This is a genomic window from Salinigranum halophilum, from assembly GCF_007004735.1.
Lineage (GTDB): Archaea > Halobacteriota > Halobacteria > Halobacteriales > Haloferacaceae > Salinigranum > Salinigranum halophilum.
Map to the genome: position 1 here is coordinate 108,207 of NZ_SSNL01000009.1, position 21,779 is coordinate 129,985.

Annotated in this window: 19 protein-coding genes and 1 pseudogene; 13 read left to right on the forward strand and 7 right to left on the reverse strand. The window is 68.1% G+C overall.

Annotated features, from left to right (window positions below; genetic code table 11):
* Positions 1-297: 297 nt before the first annotated feature.
* A complete protein-coding gene (locus tag E6N53_RS20305; RefSeq protein ID WP_142861227.1) occupies positions 298-1,494 on the reverse strand; it encodes a glycosyltransferase in 1,197 nt (398 codons plus the stop codon).
* A 141-nt stretch (positions 1,495-1,635) separates the two neighbouring features.
* Here E6N53_RS20305 and E6N53_RS20310 point away from each other — a divergent pair, with 141 nt between their 5' ends.
* The 5 genes and pseudogenes from E6N53_RS20310 to E6N53_RS20330 all read left to right on the forward strand — a co-directional run bounded on the left by E6N53_RS20310 (position 1,636) and on the right by E6N53_RS20330 (position 6,685).
* The gene (locus tag E6N53_RS20310) at positions 1,636-2,844 is read left to right on the forward strand and encodes a glycosyltransferase family 4 protein (protein WP_161596614.1); all 1,209 of its coding nucleotides are present in this window, start codon (positions 1,636-1,638) and stop codon (positions 2,842-2,844) included.
* Positions 2,845-3,215: 371 nt separating this feature from the next.
* Positions 3,216-4,010, forward strand: a pseudogene (locus E6N53_RS20315) (glycosyltransferase family 2 protein); the annotation flags it as partial.
* Between the two features lie 222 nt (positions 4,011-4,232).
* A complete protein-coding gene (locus E6N53_RS20320) occupies positions 4,233-4,502 on the forward strand; it encodes a DUF8044 family membrane protein (protein ID WP_136591707.1) in 270 nt (89 codons plus the stop codon).
* Positions 4,499-5,593 (forward strand): DUF4350 domain-containing protein, encoded by a 1,095-nt coding sequence (locus E6N53_RS20325; protein ID WP_142861230.1) that lies wholly within the window; start codon positions 4,499-4,501, stop codon positions 5,591-5,593. Before E6N53_RS20320 ends, E6N53_RS20325 begins: the two co-directional genes overlap by 4 nt.
* Positions 5,594-5,716: 123 nt before the next feature.
* Positions 5,717-6,685, forward strand: a complete 969-nt coding sequence (locus E6N53_RS20330) for an AAA family ATPase (RefSeq protein ID WP_142861231.1) — start codon at positions 5,717-5,719, stop codon at positions 6,683-6,685.
* Between the two features lie 188 nt (positions 6,686-6,873).
* On the opposite strand, the gene E6N53_RS20335 is transcribed toward E6N53_RS20330, so the two are convergent.
* The 3 genes from E6N53_RS20335 to E6N53_RS20345 are packed head-to-tail and all read right to left on the reverse strand — an operon-like array spanning position 6,874 to position 9,699.
* Positions 6,874-7,761: a DUF7982 domain-containing protein gene (locus E6N53_RS20335; protein ID WP_142861232.1), complete on the reverse strand. Its 888-nt coding sequence runs from the start codon at positions 7,759-7,761 to the stop codon at positions 6,874-6,876.
* A gap of 1 nt (position 7,762) precedes the next feature.
* Positions 7,763-8,254: a hypothetical protein gene (locus tag E6N53_RS20340; protein ID WP_142861233.1), complete on the reverse strand. Its 492-nt coding sequence runs from the start codon at positions 8,252-8,254 to the stop codon at positions 7,763-7,765.
* The gene (locus tag E6N53_RS20345) at positions 8,251-9,699 is read right to left on the reverse strand and encodes a DUF58 domain-containing protein (protein WP_142861234.1); all 1,449 of its coding nucleotides are present in this window, start codon (positions 9,697-9,699) and stop codon (positions 8,251-8,253) included. The genes E6N53_RS20340 and E6N53_RS20345 overlap by 4 nt, the downstream gene beginning before the upstream one ends.
* A 148-nt stretch (positions 9,700-9,847) precedes the next feature.
* Between E6N53_RS20345 and E6N53_RS20350 the strand changes: the two genes are divergently transcribed.
* The 5 genes from E6N53_RS20350 (at position 9,848) to aglF (ending at position 16,659) form a co-directional block, all read left to right on the forward strand.
* Entirely contained in the window at positions 9,848-11,068 is a 1,221-nt protein-coding gene (locus tag E6N53_RS20350) for a DUF1616 domain-containing protein (RefSeq protein WP_142861235.1), read from the forward strand.
* A 63-nt stretch (positions 11,069-11,131) separates the two neighbouring features.
* Positions 11,132-13,681 (forward strand): DUF4129 domain-containing protein, encoded by a 2,550-nt coding sequence (locus E6N53_RS20355; RefSeq protein ID WP_142861236.1) that lies wholly within the window; start codon positions 11,132-11,134, stop codon positions 13,679-13,681.
* A 196-nt stretch (positions 13,682-13,877) separates the two neighbouring features.
* The gene (locus E6N53_RS20360) at positions 13,878-14,213 is read left to right on the forward strand and encodes a HalOD1 output domain-containing protein (RefSeq protein ID WP_136591699.1); all 336 of its coding nucleotides are present in this window, start codon (positions 13,878-13,880) and stop codon (positions 14,211-14,213) included.
* A gap of 73 nt (positions 14,214-14,286) precedes the next feature.
* Complete coding sequence (glmM, locus tag E6N53_RS20365) at positions 14,287-15,609, forward strand: phosphoglucosamine mutase (RefSeq protein ID WP_142861237.1); 1,323 nt, start codon at positions 14,287-14,289, stop codon at positions 15,607-15,609.
* 285 nt (positions 15,610-15,894) lie between these two features.
* Positions 15,895-16,659 carry a UTP--glucose-1-phosphate uridylyltransferase AglF gene (gene aglF, locus E6N53_RS20370; protein WP_142861238.1) on the forward strand — a complete coding sequence of 255 codons (765 nt, stop codon included), beginning with the start codon at positions 15,895-15,897 and terminating at the stop codon, positions 16,657-16,659.
* A gap of 271 nt (positions 16,660-16,930) precedes the next feature.
* Here the strand turns inward: aglF and E6N53_RS20375 are convergent, their stop codons facing one another.
* Positions 16,931-17,314 (reverse strand): hypothetical protein, encoded by a 384-nt coding sequence (locus E6N53_RS20375; RefSeq protein WP_136591696.1) that lies wholly within the window; start codon positions 17,312-17,314, stop codon positions 16,931-16,933.
* A gap of 265 nt (positions 17,315-17,579) precedes the next feature.
* The gene (locus E6N53_RS20380; protein WP_136591787.1) at positions 17,580-17,858 is read right to left on the reverse strand and encodes a PadR family transcriptional regulator; all 279 of its coding nucleotides are present in this window, start codon (positions 17,856-17,858) and stop codon (positions 17,580-17,582) included.
* Between the two features lie 312 nt (positions 17,859-18,170).
* Here E6N53_RS20380 and E6N53_RS20385 point away from each other — a divergent pair, with 312 nt between their 5' ends.
* Positions 18,171-18,716: a DUF7344 domain-containing protein gene (locus E6N53_RS20385; RefSeq protein WP_142861239.1), complete on the forward strand. Its 546-nt coding sequence runs from the start codon at positions 18,171-18,173 to the stop codon at positions 18,714-18,716.
* Positions 18,717-18,976: 260 nt separating this feature from the next.
* On the opposite strand, the gene E6N53_RS20390 is transcribed toward E6N53_RS20385, so the two are convergent.
* Positions 18,977-20,221, reverse strand: a complete 1,245-nt coding sequence (locus E6N53_RS20390) for a tyrosine-type recombinase/integrase (protein ID WP_142861240.1) — start codon at positions 20,219-20,221, stop codon at positions 18,977-18,979.
* A 93-nt stretch (positions 20,222-20,314) separates the two neighbouring features.
* Between E6N53_RS20390 and E6N53_RS20395 the strand changes: the two genes are divergently transcribed.
* Together E6N53_RS20395 and E6N53_RS20400 are read left to right on the forward strand one after the other, a co-directional pair.
* Complete coding sequence (locus tag E6N53_RS20395) at positions 20,315-20,788, forward strand: NUDIX hydrolase (RefSeq protein ID WP_142861241.1); 474 nt, start codon at positions 20,315-20,317, stop codon at positions 20,786-20,788.
* A 383-nt stretch (positions 20,789-21,171) separates the two neighbouring features.
* A complete protein-coding gene (locus tag E6N53_RS20400) occupies positions 21,172-21,741 on the forward strand; it encodes a DUF7344 domain-containing protein (protein ID WP_236642440.1) in 570 nt (189 codons plus the stop codon).
* Positions 21,742-21,779: the final 38 nt, after the last annotated feature.

Below are 21,779 nucleotides of genomic sequence, written 5' to 3' on the forward strand. Positions count from 1 at the left end.
ATTGTTTGAAAAATATTCTGAAAAATCTGACTATCATGCAATTCTGATTATCAGGCGCGTCTTATTTAGCTCGGCTGACATCGGCGCTGTCTTGCGGTTTTTCGAGACGAATCGCTGAGATAATAGGCTATTAATCAACTCTGGTGACGCCAAAGGTCATTTTTTCCGAACTGTACTTGCCGAAACCGAACTAATTTGATATCAGATTTGAGAGCCACAGCAGCGATACGTCGAGCCACTCGGCACCCCGACGATTCCGTCGTCGTCCGGGGGAACCTCGGGGTGTGTTCGGCACGCTCAGTCGGTCAGTACCGACTCGTAGAACGCCTCGAAGTTCTCGACCATCCGCTCGAGGGAGAAGCGCTCGACCGCCTCGGCCTGTGCGGCCCGTCCCAGCGCGGCCGCCCGTCCGGGGTCGGCGAGGAGGGCGACGACCGCCCGTGCAACCGCGTCGGGCGCGTGGGTCGGCACGAGTGTCGCCGTCTCGCCGTCGGTGACCAGTTCGCGGTTCTCGACGATACCCGTCGCGACGATGGGTTTGCCGGCCGCCATCGCCTCCAAGAGCGCCCCCGAGAGCCCCTCGCTGTACGACGTGAAGACGAAGACGTCCAGGGCGGCGAGCACCTGCGGGACGTCGTCGCGGTTCCCGGTGAAGTGGACGCTGTCCGCGACGCCGAGCGACGCGGCCCGCGCCGCCAGCGCCCCCCGTTCGGCACCGTCGCCGACGAGAACGAGGTGGGCGTCCGGGTGTGACTCCCGCACTCGGGGCCACGCGTCGACGAGGTCGACCTGACCCTTCTTCGGGACGAGACGGCTCACCATGCCGACGAGCGGCGCGTCGGCGGGGATCGACAGCTCCTCGCGCAGGGGCGCGGGCGACGCGTCGACGAACGCGTCGAGGTTCCGCCCGTTGTGGACGACGTCGACGCGGTCGGCTTTCGCCCCGCGTCGCACGTACGTGCGCGCGCCCGAGACAGAGTTCGAGACGATGTAGTCCGACAGCGGGATGAGGAGGCGGTCGACCGCCTTCACCACGGGGTTCGTCCGGTTCTGGAGCCCGCGCGCGCCTGTGACCACGAGGGTCTCCGGCGAGGCGAGGCCGGCGATGCGGGCGACGGTGTTGTCCAAGAAGAGGAACGACTGGACGATGTCCGGGCGCTCGCGGCGGACCGCGCGGACGAACCGCAGTGGGACGCGGACGTAGTCGAGCGGGTTCGTGGCTCCGCCGACGAACGTGTCGCCGTCGCGCGCGTTCTTCATCCCCAGCGTCCGAATCGGAATCGCGGGGTCGACGTCGGGCGCGAGGCGGTTGTCGTCGAACATCGTCCAGATGGTCACGTCGTACCGGTCGCGGTCGACGTTGTTGACGAGGTCGACGAGCGTCCGCTCCGCTCCGCCCACCGCGAGCGCGCCGATGAAGTACCAGAGGGTGACCCGCTCGTCGCCCTCGACGCGCTGTTCCGCCCGCTCGACGTGGTGTGTCTGCTGTCCCATTTACTGGCCTTCAGGTCGGGCGTTCGGGGGTTAGTTATTCGACCCGTACCGACCCGCATTCGAAGCGCTCCGCGCGGTAGCAGCCCGCTAACGGCCGCTACGAACGGCCTTACAATGTGGGTGCTCTCCCTCCTATGGTCGATGAACGTCACGCACGTGAACCACCACTATCTCCCGATGTACGGCGGGCTGGAGTACTACACCTCCCGTCTCTGTGAGTCGCTCACACAGGGTGGGCACCGGACCCACGTCGTGACGACCGACGAGAGCCTCCGCGGCGCGGCCGTCCCCACCGAACTCGACGGGGTGACCTACTGCCGGACCGACGCGTCCGTCCTGCGAAACCCGTTCTCGCTCGAACTGTTCCGCCGCCTCCGTGCGAGCGACGCCGACGTCTACCACCTCCACAGCCCGTGGACGCTCTCGTCGCTCGAAGCCGTCTTCGCGCTCCCCCCCGAGGTGCCCGTCGTCGTCACCGTCCACGGCTTCCAACCCTTCACCAGCCTCTTCGCCCGACTCGTCTCGCGCGCGTACCGCCCGTTCGCCCAGCGGGTCTTCGACCGCTGTGACGCGATCATCGTCCTCGGCGAGACCGAGGCCGCCCGCCTCCACCGCGAGTTCGACGTGCCGAGCGAGAAGGTCGCGGTCATCCCCAACGGCATCGACCTCAACGAGGTGAACGTCGCGCCCGACGTCGTCGACGCGTTCCGCGCGAAGTACGACCTCGACCCGACGAAGCCCACGGTGCTGTTCGTCGGCCGGCTCGTCCCCGAGAAGAACCCCGAACTGCTCGTCGAGACGCTCGTCGGGCCCCTCGCCGACGTCGACTGCCAGGCGCTCGTCATCGGTGCCGGTGACGAGGCGTACGCCGAACGACTCCACGCCCTCGCCGACGACCGCGTCCGCTTCGCCTCCGGCCTCCCCCGCGAGGAACTCCTCGCCGCGTACCAGGTGTCGGACCTGTTCGTCCTGCTGTCGGTCTCGGAGGGCCTCCCGACCGTCGTCCTGGAGGCGATGCACGCAGAGCTCCCGGTCGTCACCACGCCCGTCGGCGCGCTCCCGGACTTCGTCACCGACGACCACGGCGCTATCGTCCCCGTCGCGGCGACGCCCGACGACCTCGCCGTCGCCATCCGCCCGTTCCTGACCGACGCCGATTTCCGGACAGTCGTCGGCGCGCGGAACCGCGAACTCGTCCACGAACGCTTCGACTGGGACCGCATCGCGGGCGATATCGAGGCGCTGTACGCCGACCTCGTCGCCGCCCGTGTCAGCGAGGACGCGCCCGACGACCCGACACCGACCTCGCCGACGGAGGCGGAGCTGTCGACTCCGACCTCCGCGCTCTGATCGCTTCTCGCACCGTCTCTCGTTCCTGTCTCGTCTCCCGTCTTCTGCACTACTTCTCGTTCCTGTCTCGTCTCTCGTTCCCGGCCACCGTTGCTTCCTCGTCTCCGCGCCGCTCCCCCGCCCGGCGTCGTCGCCCGTCTCGCCGCCGTCCCCTCGCTCCGGACAGACAGCCGCGCCGCGCTCTCGCCGCCGGTGCGTCCCGGTGGCATCCGGTGCAGGAACGACCTAACCCCTGGTGCGCCGGCGAGTGCGAAATATTGACCTTCACTAACCGACTGGTCGGATAGCGCTAACAAAGGGTCCGCTCGACGTTGTCCCGGTCGAGAACATCATGACCACTGTCGCGCTCCCGACTCTCACAGAGGCCCTCCATGTTAGGCAGTAAGACCATCGCTGTCGTCGTCCCCGCGTACAACGAGGCCAGGTTCGTCGGCCGCGTCATCGACAGCTTCCCCGCGTTCGTCGACCGTGCGTACATCGTCGACGACTGCTCGTCGGACGAGACGTGGACCGAGATGCTCGCGCACGCCGAGACGGCCAACGCCGCCGCGGCGGACGCCGAGCCTCTCCTCGCCGGCGTCGTCGGCGACGGCGGCTACAGCTACGACCCACGCGTCGTCACCATCCACCACGAGGTGAACCAGGGCCGCGGTGCCGCCGTCAAGAACGGCTACCGCCGGGCGCTCGAAGACGGTATCGACGTCGTCGCCGTGATGGACGCCGACGGCCAGATGGACCCCGACATCCTCCACGAGATCGTCGGGCCCGTCGTCCGCGGAGAGGCCGACTACACCGTCGGCAACCGTCTCTCCAGTCTCGACTCGTGGACCGGCATGCCGCCGTTCCGCCTGTTCGGCAACGTCGTCCTCACGCTGTTGACCCGTGCGGCCAGCGGCTACTGGTCGCTCTCGGACCCACAGAACGGCTACACCGCCATCTCGCGGCAGGCGCTCGAGACCATCGACGTCGACGACCTGTACGACGGCTACGGGTTCCTCAACGACCTGCTGATGCATCTGAACGTCTACGACCTCCGCGTCCGCAACGTGCCGATGCACGCGCGCTACGGCGACGAGGAGTCCGGCATCCGCTACTCGTCGTTCATCCCGAAGCTCTCGAAGCTGTTGCTGGGTGGCTCGTGTGAACGGCTCTCCACGAAGTACCTCCGCCGGCGCGCCGTGACGCTCGCCGGAGCGACGCTGGCCAGCCGGACCCAGACGACGGGCCCGACGACGACTGACCTCACCGAGACGGGCGTCGACGCCGCCGGCGACGACGCTCGCTGACCGGGCCATGCTCGTCCTCGCCCCCACGTCCCGACGCTGCCCGTGCGACGTGCCGACACCCGTCCGGAAAGATACAAGCTATCGGCTGCCGTGAACGTTGGTATGCTCTCTGCGCGTCTCCGCTTCCTCTACCTGCTCGTGGGGTGGCTCGTCGTCTCCCTCGTCCTCCTGTCGGCGTTCGGCTCGCTGAACTTCGACCTGTTCTACGTGGCGTCGCTCATCGGCTTCCTCGTCGTCACGGAGCTGACAGCGCCGCTGAACCGCATCCAGCAGTGGCGGTCGGGGCTCGGCGTCATCGCCCTCTTGGGCTTCGTCGGCTTCGGGTACCTGGTGGTCACGCGGCTCCAGGCCATCCTGGCGGTGCCGACATGAACCGGGAGGCGCTGCTCCCCCGCGCCGCGCTCGCGGCCTTCTTCGTCGTCCTCCTCGTGGCCACCGCCGCCGGCGCGACCACGTCGCCGACGACGTACAGTGCCTACAACAGCGACTGGGACGGCACTTCGGCTCTCCGTGAGCGCGCCGAGACCGCGACGGGTGCTGAACCCGTCGCCGTCAGCACGCGTGCGTACGACCGGGCCGACGCCCCGTCGACCCTCGCGGTCGTCGTCGCGCCGTCGTCGTCGTACACCACGGCGGAACTCGCGACCGTCCGGTCGTTCGTCGAGGGCGGTGGCGTGCTCGTCGTCGCCGCGGACGTCGACCCGACGGCGGCGAACGACCTCCTCGCCGGCGTCGGCGCGGGCGCGCGTCTCGACGGCCGCCCCCTGCGCGACGAGCGTTCGTTCTTCCGGACGGCGGCACTCCCCGTCGTCCGCGACGTCCGCGACGACCCGCTCACCCGCGGTGTCGACGAACTCACGCTCAACCACCCGACCGCCGTCGAACCCAACGGCGCACAGGTGCTCGTGGCCACCTCCGGCTTCGCGTACCTCGACGACGAACGCAACGCACTGCTCGACCTCGAGGAGGACATGCGGTCGTACCCCGTCGCGACGACCGAACGAATCGGTGACGGACAGGTGGTGACGCTCGCGGACCCGAGCCTCTTCCTCAACGGGATGGCCGACCGCTCGGACAACGCGCAGTTCCTCGACAACCTCGTGACGGCTCGTGAGACGACCATCCTCGACTTCACCCACGGGGCGACGGTCCCGCCGTTCGTCGTCGCCCTCGGCATCGTCCAGCGGACACCGCTGCTTCAGGCGCTCCTCGTCGGGGCTGCGGTGGTCGCCGTCTCCGTCTGGGCGTTCGCCCCGGACCTCGGCGCTCGACTGCGCGGTCGTGGCCTCGGCAGCACCCGCGGCCGTCGCCCGCATCGACGCTCGACTGTCGGGGCGGACGCGGCATCGCTCCGCGCCTCACTCCGACGCGCTCATCCCGACTGGGACGACGCGAGTGTCGAACGGGTCGCGGCCGTCGTCGCCCAGCGACTCACCGACGCCCGCCGTGACCGCGGTGACTGAGTGGGCCGCGGTGTGGCCGGGTCGACCGCGACGACGGCTCACGCGACCGCGCGGACTCCCCCACATCTCACCGGCGAGAACGTGTCGAAAACGCTTATCTTCCGGTGTGGCGAACCGTAGCCAATGACCGTCGCATCCGCACTCTACGAGCGCCTCGTCGACGAGGTCGGCGTCGTGCTCGTCGGGCGCGAGGAGGTCGTCAAGGGCCTCACTGTCGCGCTTCTCACCCGCCGGCACGTCCTGCTCGAGGGGGTCCCCGGCGTCGCGAAGACGACGCTCGCGAACCTCTTCGCCCGCGCCTCCGGCCTCGACTACCGACGAATCCAGATGACGCCGGACGTCCTTCCCGCCGACATCACCGGGACGAAGGTGTACCGCCAGTCCACGGGCGAGTTCGAGGTGACGAAGGGCCCCATCTTCTCGAACGTCGTCGTCACCGACGAGATCAACCGCGCGACCCCCAAGACCCAGTCCGCCCTCTTAGAGGCGATGGAAGAGGAGACCGTCACCATCGAGGGGGAGACGTTCCAGCTTCCGTCGCCGTTCATCGTCGTCGCGACGCAGAACCCCATCGAGATCGAGGGGACGTTCGAGCTCCCGAAGGCTCAGCGCGACCGCTTCATGCTGAAGTACACCCTCGACCTCCCGAGCGAGGACGAGGAGCTCAGGATGCTCGACCGCTTCGACGCCGACCCCGAACTGGACGAACGCGTCGTCGAACAGGTCGTCACGCCGACCGAGATCGCTGACGCTCGCGCGGCGGTCGCCGACGTCTACGTCGACCGGAAGGTCAAGCGGTACATCCTCGAACTGGTCGGTGAGACGCGCCGACACCCCGACGTCGCCTACGGCGTCTCCCCGCGCGGGTCGCTCGCCCTCCTGCATGGCTCGAAGGCCGTCGCCGCCATCGCGGGCCGCGACTACGTCATCCCCGACGACGTGAAAGAACTCGCCCCGGAAGTGCTCGCACACCGCCTCGGGCTCACCCCCGACGCGATGCTCAGCGAACGCGGGGAACGGGAGATCGTCGCCGAAATCGTCGACAGCGTGGCCCCGCCGAGCGTCGACGAGGTCGTCCCTGCGTCAGACTGAGCGGTCGTCAGGTCCCTCGTCAGCCACAGACGGTACACTGGTGGGCTCGTCTAGCGTCGGTGAACCGTGTGCCGAGCGTTTCTCTCGCGTCTCGAGAATCTCACGGCAGAAGAGGAGTCCACTGACAAGCCCACGACTTCAGTCGTGGGTTACTGACTCTCGACCGGTGCACACTGTCGGCTCCCAGCCTACTCACCGACCTCACCCCACCGACAGTCGACGACGAACTCCGACCGCCGGTCGTCAGCCGCCCGCGTCTCCATCCGCACGGGCGTGTCGAGTTCGGCCGCGAGCGCCGCGGCGACGAACGACCCGACCGGGTGGTCGAAGCGGTCGACTGCACCGAAGGAACTCCCGCGGATGCCGATGGTGATGGCCCCGCCGTCGGGGTCGACGGTCGCCGTCGCGCCGTCGACGAGTTCGAACCCCTCGACGAGCGCGTCCGCGAGTTGGCTCGCGAACTCCTCGACGGTGCTCGCGGGGTCGCCGCGGCCCTCCTCGAACGCCGCGAGCAGCGCCGCGCCCGTCGGGACGAGCGAGACGCCGCGGGCGCGGTCGTCGCCGCCCACGACGAGGAGCGACTCGAGTTCGCTCGCCTTCGGCACGACGAAGCGGCGAGCCTGAGGGACGAAGAGCCGCACGTCGGCCGCCTCCGCCGTGTGTGTCGGCGCGGGGACGTACACGCCGGTCTCCTGCAGGTCGAGGTCGGTGACGAGTCCCCGCCCCGTCGCGGCGTAGGCGCTGTACACCCGGTCGCCGACGGGGGCGGAGATGACCTGCGAGGGGGTCAGCCAGAAGGTGAGCACGCCGACGAACAGGCCCACGCCGGCCAGCGAGAACAGCACCGTCTGCGACTCGGGGACGGCGAGCGCGGCGACGGCCGCGAGCACCCCGAGAACGAAGAAGCCGGCCGCGGCTCGCCGGTACGACCGGCGGACGCGGCTCTCACGCTGTGCGCGCAGGCGGGCGTTCTCGGCGGCGAGCAGCTGGACCTCGCCGAGGAGCTCCTCGCGGGTGAGCCCCGACTCGGTCACGCGCTGGTCCTCGCCGTCGCGGACGGTCGACGCCTCGCTCATGTCATGCGCCCTCCACGGTGGTGCTCTGTGGCTCGTACCAGCGGAACAAAGCCGTTGCGACAGCCCCCACGAACACGAGCAGCAGGCTCGTCTGCCAGAGCGAGGCGACCGAGCCCAGCGAGACGACGAGCAGCGCCCCGACGACGACGAGGCTGCCGAGGGCGACGCCGACCGTCTCGACGACCCGGGCCGTCGCGAGCAGGCGACCGAAGCAGACGAGCACGAGCGCGCCCTGGACGGGCACGAACACGGGATCGTCCAGCGGCACGGGGAAGACCGCCGCGACGACCACCTGTCCGACGGCGTACCCGTACGGGCCGCCGAGGACGGCGAAGACGAGGGCGACGACGGCGGCTCCGGCGACGCCGGCCACGCCGAACGACGGGGCCAACAGCGCCGCGAGCGCGACGCTTCCCACGACGCCGAGCACCACCGCACGCAGTCGGTCTCGGGCTCCTCGCCCCCGCCCGTCGGCGAGTGCCGGCACGCTCATGGGCGCGCCTCCACGCGCTGTCGGCGCGCTTCGGCCTCGCGGAGGACGCGTTCGAGGCGCGAGCCGGGGCCGACCTCGAACGCCGAGACACCGGCCATGCCGGACAGTTCGCGGCGGAACGTGTCGAACTCGCGGAGACGACCGTACGTCGCGCGCGCGTCGGCCGCGTCGTCGGCGTCGGCGTCGAACAGCGCCGACGGGGTGAGGAACACCACGACGTGACCGTCCCGGCGCTGGGCGAGGCGGACGCTCTCTCTGAGCGCCGCGCGGTTCGCGTCGTCGGTGAGGACGACCGTGAGAACGGTCCCCCCGCCGGCGAGCGTCGTCCGGGCCCGCCCGCTCCGCAGGAGGCGGTAGAGTCGGTCGGACTCGACGCTCGCGCTCGCGTCGTCGGCGAGGAACGGGCGGAGTCGCCGGGCGAACGCGGTCTCGTCACCCTCGAGCGACCGCGCGGCTCGCCGGGTCCGCTGTCGGCTGCGGCGGTGGAGACGCGTGCTGTCCGACCCTGCGCCCTCGACGGTCTCGATGGCGTACAGGCGTCTGCGGAGCCGTTCGTACTGCTCGCCCGTCGCGCGCGCCGGGAGACCCGAGACGCCCTCGTCGTCGAGGACGTACAGGCCGATGGGCTCGCCGGAGTTGCGCGACTCGCCGACGAGCGCCAGCGCCACCTGCCGGAGGTAGTCGAACTTCGTCGCCCCCGGCGGGCCGGCGTGGAGCCCCGCCCGCGCGTCGAGAATCATCGTGGTGACGACGGCCGTCTCTGACTCGAACTCACGGACGTGGAGGTCGTCGAGCCGCGCCGTCGCCTTCCAGTCGATGCGGGTGATGGCGTCGCCGGGGACGTACTCGCGCACCTCCCCGAGGTCGAAGCCGTTCCCCCGGAGGACCGTCTGCTGCCGGCCGAGCGTCGACAGCAGGCTCGCACCCCCCTCGGCGATGTAGGTGTCGCGTGGTCGTGGGGGGTCGATTCGCGCCGTCGGTGTCTCCCCGGCGCGGAACGTCGCCGAGAACAGGCCCCAGCGGTCGGCGACCCGGACCGACGCCGGCTCTAAGCGATACTCGCCCGCGACCCGCCACGTGAGCGTCCCCGTCAACTCGGCGGCGGTCTCGCCGGGTGCGAGCTCGACGGGTTCGATGGTCGGGTCGCCCGCGACGGGGACGCGTGGTTCGACGCGCAGGCGGAGGTCGACGGGGCGGGGAAGCGACACCCGGACGGTGAACGGGCGTGCCTCGTCGACGAACGCGGGCGTGGTGGGCGTCTGTTCGACGACGAGTTCACCCTCGAGCCAGCGGGCGGCCGCGACGAACTGGTAGCCGTGGGCGAGCACCCACGCCAACAGCCCTGCGGCGGCGAAGAGGAAGACGGGCTGTTCGAGGAGGGGCGCGCCGACAGCGAACAGGACGAGCAACGCGACCACCCCCCAGAGACGTCGGCTGTAGTTCATTCGTAGACAGGACGCCGTGCGGGTAATTCAACCTATCCATGAGAATCAGGCTCGGATTAGGGTTTTCGCGGTCGTTAACAACGTCCTACCGCCCCACACCGGCGGTAGCCGAGCCATACTTTTGCCCCCTCGTCGTGTCCCTCACACAATGTCTTCTGACCGCCGCTTCCTCTCTGCTGTGACCCGCGAGGCCCCGCCGGACCTCCTCGTCCTCGCGGGCGTCGTCGTCGCCACGTGGGTGACGCTCGCCGTTGCACTTCCCCAGGGGAACCCGCTCGTCGTCCCGCTCGCGGTCCTGTTCGTCCTCGTCGCTCCGGGCTACGCCCTCGTGTCGGCGCTCTTTCCCGCCCGGCGGGCCGCACAGACGCGCGACGGCCACCACCTCGACGTCCGCGGGCTCGACTTCCCCGAACGGCTCGCCCTCGGCGTCGGGACGAGCATCGTCGTCGCGCCGTTCGTCGCGTTCGTCCTCCAGGCGACCGTCGCCGGCATCGCGCGCACCCCCGTTCTCCTCCTTTTGGGTGCCGTGACGCTGTTCGTCATCGCGCTCGCGATCGTGCGCTGGCGGGCGCTCCCACCCGAACTCCGCTACCACGTGGGGCTGCGCACCGACAGACTCCGGGCTGCACCCGTCGCCGACCGCCTGCTCGTCGTCGTGGTCGCGGTCGTGGTCGTGGTCGCGGTCAGCAGCGTCGGCTACGCGACGACGACCGCCCGCGGCGGCGAGGACCTCACCGAACTGTACGTCCTCGCCGTCCAAGACGACGGGAGCCTCCTCGCCGAGAACTACCCGAGCGCGGTCGAGGTCGGCGAGTCCGCCGAACTGTACGTCGGCCTCGACAACCACCGCGGCGCCGAGACCACCTACACCGTCGTCGGCGTCGTCCAGGAGGTCGACCTCGACACCGGCGCGGTCGTCCGACAGGACGAGTTCCAGCGGTACACCGCGACCGTCGCGGACGAGGGTTCGTGGGGCGTCCGCCACGAGGTCACACCCCTGTGGGCTGGGGTCAACATCCGCGTCGTCTACCTGCTCTACCTCGACAGCGCCCCGGGTGTCGTCTCCCGCGAGTCCGCCGTCGACTCCGTCCACCTCTGGATGGACGTCACCGACCCCTTCGGTCTCGATGCGGACGCAGGGTCCGCGCCTGCTGCGGGTGCCGGTGTGGGTGTCGGTGACGGCGTCGACGCAGACGCCGGCGGCACCGACGCGCCGACGGGCACCGGCGCGGGACCACTGAACACGACCGTGACGACGGGCGGGAACACGACCACGGCGACGAACGCGACCGCTTCGGGGACGACCGCGGCCGCGAACGCGTCGGGCTCGTCGGGTGCGACGACGGCCGGAGCGGCCGCGTCGGAGTAGGCGATGGGTCGACCCAGCCGCCGGAGCCTCAAGCGTTTTGCCGTCACCGGGCGTCGACAGGGTGTGCTCGCCCGTCTCCCCGCGGTGGTGACAAGCGTCCTCGTCTGCCTCCTCCTGATCAGCGCCAGTGTCGGCGCCGTCGTCGACCCGGTGAGCGACTCCGACGCGTCCGGCCCCGACGCACAGTCCCCGATTCAAACGCAGGTGGCGGCGCCCGAGAACGCGAACGAGAGTGGGGCGAACGCGACGAACGAGAGCGACCCGGACGGCCAGTTCGAACCGGTCCCCGTCGTCGACCACGAGGACCCGCGGACGGCGCTCGGCCGCGGCAACGCTCGGGCCGTCGAGTCGTACCTCGTCGGGTCGATGTCGAACCGGCTCACGCGGAGCGCCCGTCTCCTCGCCGCCGACGAGTATCCCGAGGCGCGCGCGCTGCTCGGCCCCGAGTACGACAGCCTCTACGGTCGCTACGACGACGTCCGCGGTGACGTCGGCGTCAGCCAGGAGGCGGCCGAGCGCTACGCCGTCGTCCGGGACGAGCAGGTCGCGTACATCACGGCCGTCCAGAACTACACGCTCGTCCGCGAGGACTACAGCGAGGCGCGCCGGTCGGCCGACTCCTTCCGGTCGCGCCGACTCGCCCGCGAGATGGACCTGCAGGCCGAGGCGGTGGTCGAACACCGTGACAACCTCGTCGCCAACTACACGCTCATGCCCGAGATGGGCAGCGACCGCCAGAACGAGACCATCCGCCTCGTCTCGCTGCAGGCCATCGAGGTGACGGCACTGCAGGCGACCGTCCGCGACGAGCAGTTCGTCGACACCCGGCTCCGGCTCCGCGTCCCCAACACGACCGGGTCGTTCGCCGCGCCCTACGAACTCCAGGGGACGGTCACCACCGCCGACGGCATCCCCCTGGCGAACGAGTCCGGCCAGCTCATCGTCGGTACCCAGCGTACCCCCGTCCAGACGGACGCGAACGGCTCGTTCTCTGTCGTGTACCGCCCCACGACCGTCCCCGACGGCGCGGCGACGGTCGAGGCGCGCTTCTTCGTCGACGAGCAGTCGGCGTACCTCGGCGACCGGACGACGGTCGACCTCTTCGTCAGACAGGAGACACCCACCGTCTCCGTCGACGCGCGCCCGACCACCGTCGCGTTCGGCGACGAGTTCGTGGTCGCCGGCCGCGTCGGCGCGACGGTCCCGACCGCCGCGAGCTACGTGGCGCGGACGGCCGACGTCAACGCCTTCCGGGACAGATTGACTGCCGCCGTCGCCGCCGAGGCGCGCGCGGCGTACGCGGCGAACCGCACGCCGCCCGTGACGTCGACGGTCCGGGTGGCTATCGGCGACCTCCAGACCGTCTCACGGCCCGAGACCGTCGCGCTCACGCTCGACGTGACGAACCTCACGACGGTGCGCGGCTCGCCCGCCGACCCCGCGAACCTCTCCGTTTCGGTCGACGAGACGGCGATTCGGGCGCTCCCGCTCCCGGCGTCGCTCACCTCGCCCCTGCCGACGGAGTACGTCGGCGCGGGCAACGTGACGCTGGTCGTCGCCATCGGGGACCTCCGGCTCGGCACCACGCAGACGGCGGCCGACGGGCGATACACCCTCGCCGCGCCGTTGCCGCAGGACGCCCGCGGCGGAACCCAACCGGTCCGGGTCGCCCTCGTCGCCACCGACCGCGCGCTCGCGCCGGCCGTCGCCACCACGAACGTCTCCGTCCAGACGACGCCGACGCGGGTCCGCCTCGACGAGGTGACTACCCGCGGGCGAGAGCTACTCCTCGCCGGAACGCTCTCGACGGCGAACGACGAACCACTCGGCGACCAGCAGGTCCAGATCCGCGTCGACGGGACCGTCGTCGAGACCGTCCGAACCGCGGCCGACGGCACGTTCGAGACGTCGCTCACCCTCCCCGACCGCGACGAGTCGCGGTCGACGGTCAGTGTCGTCGTCGGGTTCGACGACCCGACCAGCAACCTCGCTCCCTCCCAGAGCACCGCCTCCGTCGTCACCCTCCCCGAACCCCGCACGGAGGCCGCGACGGAGGTGCCGGTCATCACCCAACTCCGCGAGGCGCTCGGCATCAGCGAGGTGCTGGTCGTCCTCCCCGTCGTCGACGTCGGCCTCTCCCCGGGACTCATCGCCGGTGCCGTCGGCGTCCTCGTTGCCGTGGCCGGGCTCGTCTTCGTCGCCCGGCGGCGCCGGGCCGGCCCGGTCACCGCCGCCGGCCGCCGCCACCTCGACGACCTCTCCTCGGAGGCGTTTCTCGATGCGGGCCGCCCGGACCCGACCGACGCCGCGGACACGACGCCCCCGGCGGTCTACCTCCGGGCGGCACACGAGGCGCTCGCGGCCTCGAACCCGCGGCTCGCCACCGAGTACGCGTACGTCGCCGTTCGGCGTCACCTCGCCGCGGACAGCGCTCTCCCGGTTCGCGTCACCCACCGCGAGTTCCTCCGCGCCGTCCGCGACGGCGGGTACGACATCGCCGACGTCGTCGACACGCTGACGACGGCCTACGAGCGGGCGGCGTTCAGCCCCCGGGGCGTCTCGCCGGACGACGCCGAGCAGGCCGTGTCGGCGGCCGAGCGCGTGGTCGGGTGACGCCTCCGCGGCGGTTCGTCTCTCCGCACCGGGTCGTCCTGTCTCCGTGCCGAACCCCGACTATTTACTGAATGTATGCAAAAAATATGCGTCAAAAACTAGACGAACCCGGACATCTTCGGAAGAAATAACACCCGATGCTCGATACTCCTCGACGACCGACTCCCGCGTCCCAGTTCACCCACCACTCCCTGATATGCCTCTCGCCGATCACCCTGCGCCGTCCGAGACAGCACTGACCACCACGTGGCGCGAGGAGCGCCTCGAGGTCGACCCCGCGACGACCACCTATCGCGCCCGCTGTCGCGCCGACGAGGCCGTGAGCACGGCCGTCGTGTTGACGGTCGCCGCGCTCCGTGATTGCGCCCCGACCGACCTCCCGCCGCTCCTGACCGCCGTCGACCCCGACGCGCTCGCCGGCCTCGTCACCCACGAGTCGACGACGGCGATGACGACGTTCGTCTACGCCGACTGCACCGTCACGGTCCGCTCGACGGGCGACATCAGCGTCACCCCCGCCCGGCGACCCTGACCGCGTCACCGTCGCTCGCCGTCGCGGCGTCGACCGCCCGGGTTCTTATACCGTCACGGGAGTTGTTCCCGATATGTTCGGAACGAGCGGCGTGCGGGGCACTGTCGGCGACGAGATCACGGCCGAGACGGCACTCGCCGTCGGCCGTGCGGTCGGTTCCGACGCGGAACGGGTACTCGTCGGGCGCGACGTCCGTGACAGCGGCGCGCTCTTGGCGGACGCCGCGAGCGCCGGGCTTCGAGAGTGTGGGGCGGACGTCGTCCGTCTGGGGGTGGTGTCGACGCCGACGCTCGCACGACACGTCGCGTGGCTCGACGCCGACGCGGCCGTCGGCATGACCGCCTCGCACAACCCCGCGCCAGACAACGGGCTCAAGCTGTGGTCACGGAGCGGCCAGGCGTTCGACGCCGCGGCCATCGACCGGGTCGAGCGCCGAATCGACGACGGCGACTACGACCTCCAGGGGTACGCGTCGCTCGGGACGGAGACGACACACGACGGCGCGACTGCGAGGGTCGTCGACCACCTCGTCGGACGGTTCCCCGCGTTCGAGGACCTTTCGGTCGTCGTCGACCTCGGTAACGGGACGGGACGACCGACCGTCGAGGCGCTCGTCGCGCTCGGAGCGAGCGTGACGACGCTCAACGCCCAGGAGGACGGTCGCTTCCCGACGCGGAAGTCCGAGCCGACCGCCGACTCCCTCGACGGCCTCTGTCGGACCGTCGAGGCGCTCGATGCCGACCTCGGTATCGCCCACGACGGCGATGCCGACCGCATGATGGCGGTCACCGACGCGGGCGCGTTCGTCCCTGGCGACGTCCTCCTGGCGCTCTTCTCGCGGGAGGCCGTCCGTTCGACCCCCAGCTCTCGGGTGGCCGTCCCCGTCGACACGAGCCTGCTCGTGAGCGACGTGGTTCGCGAGGCCGGCGGCGAGGTGTCGTACACGCGCGTCGGCGACGTTCACGTGGCCGAGGAGGCCGCAAAAGCGGGGTACGGCTTCGGCGGGGAGCCGAGTGGGGCGTGGATCTGGCCCGCAGAGACGCTCTGTCCGGATGCGCACCTCGCCGCCCTCCGACTCGCCGCGCTGGTCACCGAGTCGGGGCCGCTCTCGACGCTGGTCGAGGCGGTGCCGACGTACGAGACGCGCCGGGAGAACGTCCCCGTCGCGGACAAGACGAGGGTGATGCAGCGGGTCACCGAGCGACTCACCGCGCAGTTCGACGAGACGCTGACGCTCGACGGCGTCCGTGTCGACGCCGAGGACGGCTGGTTCCTCGTGCGCGCCAGCGGGACCGAACCGCTCGTGCGCGTGACGGCCGAAGCGCGCGACGTCGCAGCCGCCGAGCGGCTCCAGTCGACGGCCCGGCGTGTCCTCGACGAGGCGCTCGACGACTGACCGCGCGGACTGCGACCTCGCCCCCCGACGCGCTGTGCAGGTCGGTGCCGTCGGGGCGCTCCCGTGCGGTCTCACGTCAGCTCGCACAACATTTATATCCGTATGTGTCGTTAGTCAAGATGTTCCGGGTCTCGTGCGCTGGTTCGCGTGCCAACGAATTGCGCTTCTCCCCGGAACACTTACTCACACCCCCGAGCGACGGCACCGCCCGTCCGACGGTCGTAGTCACGTCCTACCGCGAGTACCACTCTCATAACAATGCCGTCTCCGCTCCTGTAGCGGGGTATGAAAGCCGTTGTACTCGCTGCCGGTGAAGGGACCCGACTCCGCCCGCTCACCGAGACCCGCCCGAAGGCGCTCGTGGAGGTCGACGGAAAGCCAATCCTCGTCCGCTGCCTCGAACAGCTCGCCGACCTCGGTGCCGATGGGTTCGTCATCGTCGTCGGCTACCGCGCCGAACAGGTCATCGACGCCGTCGGTGACGAGTTCCAGGGTCTCCCCGTGACCTACACCTACCAGCGCGAGCGCCTCGGGCTCGCCCACGCGCTCCTCACCGTCGAACCTCACGTCGACGGCGAGTTCATGCTGATGCTCGGCGACAACGTCTTCCAGGCCAACCTGGCGGACGTCGTCGCCCGCCAGCGCTCGGGCGAGACGGACGCCGCCTTCCTCGTCGAGGAGGTACCGTGGGAGGAGGCGTCGCGCTACGGCGTCTGCGTCACCGACGCGAACGACGCCATCGTCGAGGTCGTCGAGAAGCCCGCCGAACCCACCTCGAACCTGGTGATGACGGGCTTTTACACGTTCTCGCCCGCGATCTTCCACGCCTGCCACCTCGTCCAGCCCTCCGCGCGCGGCGAGTACGAACTGCCGGACGCCATCGACCTCCTCATCGGGTCGGGGCGGACGATCGACGCGATCCGGATGGACGGATGGCGGACCGACATCGGCTACCCCGCCGACCGCGAGGCGGCCGAGCGTCGACTCCGTGGGCTCGATGTCGACGGTGTCGAGGCCGACCGCGTCGGCGTCGAAGCCGCCGACGAGTGAGGTAACGTGAACTAACGCCGGTGTTTCGCGCCCGCGACGCGGCTCGCTCTGTCGCTCCCGGCCGTTTTCTGTTCTCACTGTCGTCTCGCTGTGGTGCCGCAGGGGTTCTGTCGTCCCCGCTCGTCTGTTCGTGTTTTCTTCACTACACGAGGACCCGCTCTCGTTCGTCGCTCCCGCCGCACAATGCCGTCCCCACGCGTCGCTCTGCATCTTGGGTGTCGACACCACCACGACCGTGGCGGTGTGAGGCTGTTCTGTGTTCGTTCGTCGGTTACCGCGTCGCGGTGGAGTCGATGGCGACGCCGTTGACGAACGCCGTCGCGCCGTCCCCGACGCTGAGGTGGGTTATCTCGCCTTCGAAGCGGTAGCGGCGGACGCCGTTACCGACCGCGTCCTCCGCGCTCCGTCCAGTCGTCCCGAGGACGCTCAGCGCGTCCGTTCCGCGACCGGGAGTGATTTCGTCCGTCACGGTCACCTCGTAGGTGGTCGGTTCGGCGGTCGTCCCGACGATCGAGATGACGTTCTCGGATGTGTTCGATGCGCTGGCTGCTGCGGCAGTCGCGCCGACAGCGACGGCGCCGCTCAGTCGGAGGTACGTCCGACGGTTGACTGCGTCGTCACTGCTCGGCTGGTTCCGCTCCTGTTCGCGTGCCATACCTGTATAATGAGTAATTAACGAGATAAGTGTTCCGGTGGTTACACTAGTTAGAACGGGTGACTGTACGGAAGAAAAACCAAATTCAAAATGAGATACTCGGCGCACAGTAACTGTCTCTCGCGGGAATTATGACACACAGAGCCCCCTCGACCCGGAATTAAGCTAACAATAATACCCTCGTTTCACCCGCTGATATCAGCCGCGATACACTGCTGCCCCGGGGTCACCGTCCGCGCGGGGTTCGACCTGGCAGCTGCACCGGCTACGCCTCGAACGGTGCGTACTGGTTCTCCCACTCGCGTCGCGCTCTGATCGCCTCCCGGCCCTGGTCGGATATCTGGTAGAAGTTCGTCCGACGGTCGTGCTGGCCCTTCACGACCAACCCCTTCTCGACGAGCGTGTCGAGATTCGGGTAGAGGCGGCCGTGATTGACCTCGCCGACGTCGTCGCTGATCGATTCTTTGATCTGCTGTCCGGAGGGGCGGTCAGCCCCGGCGATCACGTACAGCAAGTCGCGCTGGAACCCTGTCAAGTCGAACATACTCATGTATCTCTTACTACTACTCTCTTTGATAGTGTTTTGTTAGCCACATAGGAACGTTCCGCACCGTCTCCTAACCCGCGTCCTGCATCGCCGTCGGGTCGGTACACGTTCGTGCATACTTGTTGTGGTGGTCTCGGCTGGCGTCGTCTTCCACCTCCACGCTTCACCCGGATAGACCTGTCGGCGTGTTTTCCGATGACCGCGTGATAGTACGTCGATAACAAAGGTTTAAAATCGTGTATGGACCTACCTATGTCACTCGCCCATCTGTTACCGCGACCAACCGGAGTGACCAGGGACACTACATCGATGACGACTCGATCAAAAGACGAACTCTTCCAGATTCTCAGTAACTCTCGCCGTCGGTACATCATCTACTACCTCTCAGAGGGGGGCAACGAGCTGAGTCTCAAATCGCTCGCGACGAAGATCGCCGCCGTCGAGAGCGGGGTCTCCGAGTCGGACATCACGTCCGACGAACGCCAGCGCGTGTACATCTCGCTGTACCAGACGCATCTCCCGAAACTCGAGGAGGCCGGCATCGTCACGTACGACGAGGACGAGCGAACCGTCGCTCTCACCGACGACGTCCTCGACAGCGGGTTCTTCTGGATGGACGACGCCGAGGACGACCGGGCCATCCCGTGGCTGCGGTACTACCTCGCGCTCTCGGCGCTGAGTTGGGTGCTCGTCGCTGGCGTCTGGCTGTCGCTCCCGGTCATCTCGGTGCTCGGCTGGAGCGGGGTCGCGGTCGTCGTCTCCGTCGGACTTCTGGGCGTCGTCGTCGCGCAGTACCTCGTCGAGCGGGCGTCGACGACCGACCGGGACGCCGGCTACGAACTCCTCATCGAGTGACCGACCGGTCCTGGCGGCCTCGGCTCGGTCTCTCCGTTCTGGCCGCCGTAGCCTGCGCCTCCGCTCGGTCGACGGTCACCCATCGAGTAGCCCGGTCCTACACTCGTGTTACCACTGAGATACCACGAAGAATACTGATGTTACCCTGCCCCGTTCTCATACGAAAAGTAGGTTGGCATGGCCTACTTTTCCGGGTACCGCACCCGGTAACTGAATCATCATCACCGAACCTAAAATGCGTTCCCCCTCGCTCGTGGCTTTCAACGTGACCGGCCGAGAGTTCGCCTTTCACCTCTCCCGCCCGCCCCGCTTGTTTCGGCTTCGTGGTTGCCTTCTTCCGCGCGCTTCTCCGCGTCCGCCCCACGCTGGGAAAGACGGCCCCCGCACCGGGGACAGGCCACGGGGTCCACCCATTCCGCGAGTGAGGCCCCGCAAGAGGGGTTCGGGCATTCCTCAAAGGTGATTCCAACACCCACCCCGTCGTTTTCGACATCGGCCCCATATTGACGGTTTATATCTCGAATGTGGTCTGTGTCGGTGACTTTGCTGTAGACTTCGAACATGGACGAGTCCTTTTTCCATCCCACGAGGAATTTAATTCGTTGTTCGTTCACGTCGTCCCTAACCATTCGGGTGATCGCGGTGTGCCGGAAATTGTGGGCGAACCGCTTGCGTTCGGGCACATCCGCGGCTTTACAGGTCTTTTTGATAATGTCTGATATGCCCCCACTTGTGAGGGGATCACCCTTCACATAGGTGGACCCGTCCTGAGTCTTCCCGAACAGTGCCGCGTTGGGGTCTTCCGGTGAGGGGTGAACGTCTAGCCAATTGGCGACGTAGTGCTTCGCCCATATCAGGGGCCGGCCACCGTTCGCGCCTTTGAGGCCGACGGCTTCGCCATTCAGTTTGAAGTACCCGCCGTGTTTGTCGATGTGAATGTCTCCGACTTTCAGGCTCTGGAGCGCACACACCCGCTGACCGGTCGCAAGTAACATAGCGAGAATGGCCTTATTTCGGGGGTCCTTCGCGTGTTCAAGAATGTGGTTGGCCTCCGCTGGGGTGAAAACGTCGTCCGGCGTGACCTTGGTGGGCTTCGGCTTACCGATTTCGATATCTTCCCACCATTCGGCACCTTGCATCTCGAATAGTCGGCGGGAGGCCGAACGCATCGACCGGCGGTAAGAATGGCTAATCCCGTCGCGCTTGAGTTCAAGGATAGTATTGTTAAACTCGTGAATGCTCTCGTATTCGGTAAGGGGGGTGTCGGTCGCTTCCCCGAGTTTCCGAAGTGAGTTCACGTATAGGTACAGCGAGTTGGGGGAGTAATCCCCGCGAGAATGACCGGTCGCTTCCATCTGATTAATCACCCGGATAATCGCCTCGCGGTCTTCTTTCGCTATCACGTCGTTCGTTTTAAGACGGTCTAATGCGTTGTGGTACCGTGAAACTGCATTATTGGGGTCGTCTACACTGTTGCGTCTAACGCTCGGCGTGCTTTCGGCCATGCCACTTTGTTAGATGCGGCAAGCTGTGTTTAATCTTGACATTCTTCGGATTATCACAGTGATAACTATGCGACACCCTCTCCACCCGCTGGTATGCGCAGTTCACTGGTGGCCACCGAGACGCCGGCACCACCGACGCACGTGACGTACGTCCCGAAGGTCTGTGCGTATCTCACCCGTCGGAGTGGGGCACAACTCCTCGTCTTCCGCGGGCCGGGCCACGACGGGTTGCAGGTCCCCAAAGGCACCGTCGAGACGAACGAGTCGCTCGACGCGGCCCTCTGTCGCGAAGTCGCCGAAGAGAGTGGGCTCCGCGTCGACACCGCCCGCCGCGTCGCCTCCGACGTCTGGACGCGCCGTGTCGGCCCGCTCACCAAGTACGTTCGCCACTTCTACCACGCCGACATCGACGAGTCGCGCGACCGGTGGAACCACGTGGTCACCGGCCACGGCGAGGAGTGCGGCGAGACGTTCGAGTACTTCTGGGTCGACCTGCCGACCACCGAACCGTTCGCGCTGTCGCTCGACGACTACCTCCCGACGGTCTCCGACGCGGTGGACCCGTAGCGCCCCGCTCGCCAGCGTGCACGTTCTGCACGGCGTGAATATCGCTGTCGACCTGAGTGTTAATTTCACGCGTTATTCGTGTTCACTGCAGGAATTGACGGGGCGTGTGTACTCGTCCAGTACCCTCTCGGCAGCTACTGGTTTCGCGCCGAGTTACTACTTCATTCCGTACTTGTATTATACTGGAAATTAGAGGCTCGGGACGGTCTCGGCTCAGCGGCTGCGAACGCTGAGAAGGTATTTACTATCATCGAGTCATTGTACGTTCGACCCCACGGGGGAGGAAGACTCCGGCGGGAGATGGGTGTGGTCCGTCGTCTCCTGACCGGGCGCGCCTCGGCGCGACGCGGGTCTCTCGTTCTCGTGTAAGGGGGGAGGAAACCATGACACAGACATCCGTCACGACACACACGCAAACACACTCGACCGGTACGCTCTCGACTGATGCGGGAGCGCCGGCCGCGCTCTCGAAGGACACGCTGTTCGAGATTCTGAAGAACCAGCGCCGCCGCGACGCGCTGTTGTACCTCAAGACGAACGACGGCGTCGCGACGCTCAGCGACATGGCCGAGTTCATCGCGGCGAAAGAGAACGGTATCGACATCGGCGCGCTCTCGTCGAGCCAGCGCAAGCGGGTGTACATCGGCCTCTACCAGTGTCACCTCCCGAAGATGGCCGGCGCGGGCATCGTCGACTTCGACAAGAACCGCGGCGACATCGCGCTCCGCCCGGCGGCCGAGCAGCTCGACGTCTACCTCGCGGACGACGTGACCGCCGGTGCCGACACCGCGACTTCCACCACCCGCAACCTGGCTATCGCGGGTGGCCTCGGCGCCGCCGTGGTCGCATCACTCCTCGGCGTCCCCGGCTTCGCGCTCGTCCCCGACGCCGCCTGGGCCCTCCTCAGCACCGGCGCGCTCGTCACGCTCACCGCGCTCGAAGCCCGTCGCTGAGGACGGGGGCTGCGGGCCTCGACACTTCTAAGACAATT

Excerpts from the sequence above, each read along its gene's own strand:
- E6N53_RS20380 (WP_136591787.1), bottom strand. The coding sequence starts at position 17,858 with ATGTTCGACTTGACAGGGTTCCAGCGCGACTTGCTGTACGTGATCGCC.
- E6N53_RS20390 (WP_142861240.1), bottom strand. The coding sequence starts at position 20,221 with ATGGCCGAAAGCACGCCGAGCGTTAGACGCAACAGTGTAGACGACCCC.
- glmM (WP_142861237.1), top strand. The coding sequence starts at position 14,287 with ATGTTCGGAACGAGCGGCGTGCGGGGCACTGTCGGCGACGAGATCACG.
- E6N53_RS20305 (WP_142861227.1), bottom strand. The coding sequence starts at position 1,494 with ATGGGACAGCAGACACACCACGTCGAGCGGGCGGAACAGCGCGTCGAG.
- aglF (WP_142861238.1), top strand. The coding sequence starts at position 15,895 with ATGAAAGCCGTTGTACTCGCTGCCGGTGAAGGGACCCGACTCCGCCCG.
- E6N53_RS20310 (WP_161596614.1), top strand. The coding sequence starts at position 1,636 with ATGAACGTCACGCACGTGAACCACCACTATCTCCCGATGTACGGCGGG.
- E6N53_RS20360 (WP_136591699.1), top strand. The coding sequence starts at position 13,878 with ATGCCTCTCGCCGATCACCCTGCGCCGTCCGAGACAGCACTGACCACC.
- E6N53_RS20325 (WP_142861230.1), top strand. The coding sequence starts at position 4,499 with ATGAACCGGGAGGCGCTGCTCCCCCGCGCCGCGCTCGCGGCCTTCTTC.
- E6N53_RS20375 (WP_136591696.1), bottom strand. The coding sequence starts at position 17,314 with ATGGCACGCGAACAGGAGCGGAACCAGCCGAGCAGTGACGACGCAGTC.
- E6N53_RS20395 (WP_142861241.1), top strand. The coding sequence starts at position 20,315 with ATGCGCAGTTCACTGGTGGCCACCGAGACGCCGGCACCACCGACGCAC.
- E6N53_RS20350 (WP_142861235.1), top strand. The coding sequence starts at position 9,848 with ATGTCTTCTGACCGCCGCTTCCTCTCTGCTGTGACCCGCGAGGCCCCG.
- E6N53_RS20335 (WP_142861232.1), bottom strand. The coding sequence starts at position 7,761 with ATGAGCGAGGCGTCGACCGTCCGCGACGGCGAGGACCAGCGCGTGACC.
- E6N53_RS20330 (WP_142861231.1), top strand. The coding sequence starts at position 5,717 with ATGACCGTCGCATCCGCACTCTACGAGCGCCTCGTCGACGAGGTCGGC.
- E6N53_RS20345 (WP_142861234.1), bottom strand. The coding sequence starts at position 9,699 with ATGAACTACAGCCGACGTCTCTGGGGGGTGGTCGCGTTGCTCGTCCTG.
- E6N53_RS20385 (WP_142861239.1), top strand. The coding sequence starts at position 18,171 with ATGACGACTCGATCAAAAGACGAACTCTTCCAGATTCTCAGTAACTCT.
- E6N53_RS20320 (WP_136591707.1), top strand. The coding sequence starts at position 4,233 with ATGCTCTCTGCGCGTCTCCGCTTCCTCTACCTGCTCGTGGGGTGGCTC.
- E6N53_RS20400 (WP_236642440.1), top strand. The coding sequence starts at position 21,172 with ATGACACAGACATCCGTCACGACACACACGCAAACACACTCGACCGGT.
- E6N53_RS20340 (WP_142861233.1), bottom strand. The coding sequence starts at position 8,254 with ATGAGCGTGCCGGCACTCGCCGACGGGCGGGGGCGAGGAGCCCGAGAC.